Source organism: Bacteroides sp. RTP31139st1_H2_RTP31139_211217, assembly GCF_040227615.1.
Taxonomy (GTDB): Bacteria; Bacteroidota; Bacteroidia; order Bacteroidales; family Bacteroidaceae; genus Bacteroides; species Bacteroides uniformis.
Map to the genome: position 1 here is coordinate 1 of NZ_JBCNZM010000282.1, position 3,150 is coordinate 3,150.

Annotated in this window: 2 protein-coding genes; one reads left to right on the top strand and one right to left on the bottom strand. The window is 44.0% G+C overall.

The annotated features are described in order from the left end of the window. Positions 1 to 913: sodium/proton-translocating pyrophosphatase (locus ABUA47_RS23915; RefSeq protein ID WP_349832188.1), on the bottom strand; the 913-nt coding region annotated here is incomplete at its 3' end. 66 nt (positions 914 to 979) lie between these two features. Between ABUA47_RS23915 and ABUA47_RS23920 the strand changes: the two genes are divergently transcribed. Further along, positions 980 to 3,061, top strand: a complete 2,082-nt coding sequence (locus ABUA47_RS23920) for an LruC domain-containing protein (RefSeq protein WP_034529148.1) — start codon at positions 980 to 982, stop codon at positions 3,059 to 3,061. The last annotated feature ends 89 nt before the right edge of the window (positions 3,062 to 3,150 follow it).

Below are 3,150 nucleotides of genomic sequence, written 5' to 3' on the forward strand. Positions count from 1 at the left end.
TCTTCGCATTCTCTTTGGTACGCACGGAGAAGATACCGATAATGGAAAGCAATATTCCGACGGCTGCAATCAGCATCGGAGCGATTACGGCCTTGAACTGCATCAGCGTATCACCCGAGTGGATAAAAGCCGCAGCACCGAGGGCAGCCGTAGCAAGGATAGAACCGCAATAACTTTCGTACAAATCAGCCCCCATACCTGCCACGTCGCCTACATTGTCGCCTACATTATCCGCAATCGTGGCAGGATTACGCGGGTCGTCTTCGGGAATACCGGCTTCCACCTTTCCCACAAGGTCGGCACCTACATCGGCAGCTTTTGTATAGATACCGCCACCTACGCGTGCAAACAATGCCTGCGTGGAAGCGCCCATACCGAAAGTCAGCATGGTAGTGGTAATGATGCAGAGTTTATGGGTGGGAGTCATTACATCTTCCGGAATTACAGCATTCAGCAACAGATACCAGAAAGATATATCAAGCAAGCCAAGGCCAACCACTACCAGTCCCATCACCGCACCGCTACGGAAAGCCACGCGTAGTCCGGCATTCAGCGATGTGCGTGCCGCATTGGCAGTGCGAGCCGATGCGTAGGTGGCCGTCTTCATACCCAAAAAGCCGGAAAGTCCGGAAAAGAATCCTCCGGTAAGGAAAGCAATCGGCACCCAGGAGTTCTGCACTCCGAAACCGTATGCCATAATGGAGAAAAGGATAACCAGCCCCAGAAATACCCAGCCCACAATCTTGTATTGTTGGCGAAGGTAAGACATAGCACCTTTGCGCACAGCAGCGGCAATCTTAATCATCTGAGGCGTACCCTCACTCTCTTTCATCATCTGACGATGGAAATACCAGGCAAAACAAAGTGCCATAATAGAAGCGGCTGGAACCAGCCAGAATAGGATTTGGTCCATAGCATTTATTCGTATTAAAAGGTTGAACGAAAGCCTAAAAATATTGATTTGAAACGAAATAAGCAAATGAAAAAGAAAAGAAATCCAAGCAAGCATGTATTTATACTGGCGAATAAAACAACAAGCAGTACCCTTTTTTACCTATTTTTTGTATTTAATGAGAAGAACAGAGCACATATAGATATATATTACAACTTTTATAGTACCTTTGCAACAAGTAAACAAGCTAAAAACAAAGGCATTATGAAACCAATCTATTCTAACCTGACATGCAAGATGCTGGCTTTGACATTATGCAGCATTATGCTGGCATTCCTATCCATAGGATGCGAACATGACGTCTACAATCCCGATAATGGAAAAGACGATGAGAAGACTCCCAACTCTTTTGATTTTTCTACGACATCTTCCATCCAAGTAAACGTAAAGTATGATGTCCCCGAAGGCTATAAAGTACTTTTTGAAATCTATCTTGAAGACCCGTTCACGATTGACAAAGATGGCCAGATTATAAAACGCACAGACCTGGAACCGGTCATCAGACGCATGACAGACGGTAACGGTGCATATAGCGGCAAGGAAATCATCAATTCGGACCATGGGGACGAAGCATATATCTATACTTCTTATATAGGGGTCCCCACCCTCTTCAAAACAGTTATTGCAGGAGATGCCATTACTGCCGACATCAAATGGGATTCCACCGATGATAATCCGCAAACACGGGCGGAGGGATGGCAGGCACCCAAAGGATACCATGTATTAGGAACATGGAGCTCCAAAGGATATCCTCATTATTTAGACACAGACAACAAAATCACAATTCCCGGTGATGTATTGACAATCATCAATACGACCTTGAAGGAAGGAGGCACATGCCCTAAGCAATACCGACAAGCCATAGATTTTGAAATCAATGATCCGGAAGGGCGCAATGCGGAAGTATCCATCCGGATAATTGGAGGAACCAGCGGTGCAGCGAGCGCCTTTGGCTATTATTGCTATAGGGCAGACGCATCTTTAAGTGAAATTAAAAAAGCCCCCAAATGCATTGTTTTTCCAAACACTCTGATGGATAATTATTATAATAAAAAGGCTTCCGGACTACAAGGCGGTGAAAGTGTAAAGCTTCATTACATAGACCCCGACGGAGTGGACCAAGGCACCGTATTTCCCAATGGAGTAAAAATCGGATGGTTCCTATTGAATGACAGCTTCTATGGCGGAAACAATAAGCCTTTCTACTCTACTACAAAGCTGAATGGGGACGGCCGTACACATACAGCCGCATTCCGCATCGATGATTTTGTCGTATTGTCCTTTGAAGATTGGACAGACCAAGACTATAATGATATACAATTCAACGTATGGTCCAACCCCATCGAAGCCATCATCAATCCGGATATTCCTGATATCAAACCTGACGGTGGCAACGAGGATAAGAAATACAGTCTGGAATACAAAGGAATCATCGCTTTCGAAGATAATTGGCCCAGAAAGGGTGACTATGACTTGAATGATGTTATTGTAAAATACCAGTCCGTATTGAACTTCAATGATGCCAATCAGGCCCTTTCTACAGAAGACACCTATGAGTTGCTTTGGTCCGGTGCCACTTTCAAAAATGGTTTCGCTTACCAACTGAATACAGAACGCAGCAATATGTCAACTGAAATATTGGAAGCCCCCACAAGTTTCAACGGACAAGGACTGGATACAGACCTTTCCAAAGCTACCGTCAATGTATTTCTAAGTGCGCTCGATGTAACAGAGAGAAATACAAAAACCGCTACATATAAGATAAAGAACACCTTCAAGACTCCACTATCACACGAAACGCTTGGAATTCCCCCTTATAATCCATTCATCATGGTACATGACGAATTGAAAGAATCACGCATCGAAGTGCATTTGGTCAACTATCCTCCTACTGAAAAGGCAGACATGGCTCTATTCCATACCGAAGAGGATTTGTCCTCTGTACCGACAAGCTATTATGTAGCCAATGGCAACTATCCTTTTGCCATTCATCTAAGTGGAGCCACAAACTTCAATACTCCTGAAACCCAGCCGATAGACAAGAGCTTTGAACATTTTATGGATTGGGTCAATTCCAATGGAACAGATTATAAGGATTGGTACAAATAACCGATAAAAGATACTCCTTATAAAGAAAATGGCAACCATTCACAGGGTTGCCATTTCTTATATCTTCCTATGTTGTAATATAGTAGAGC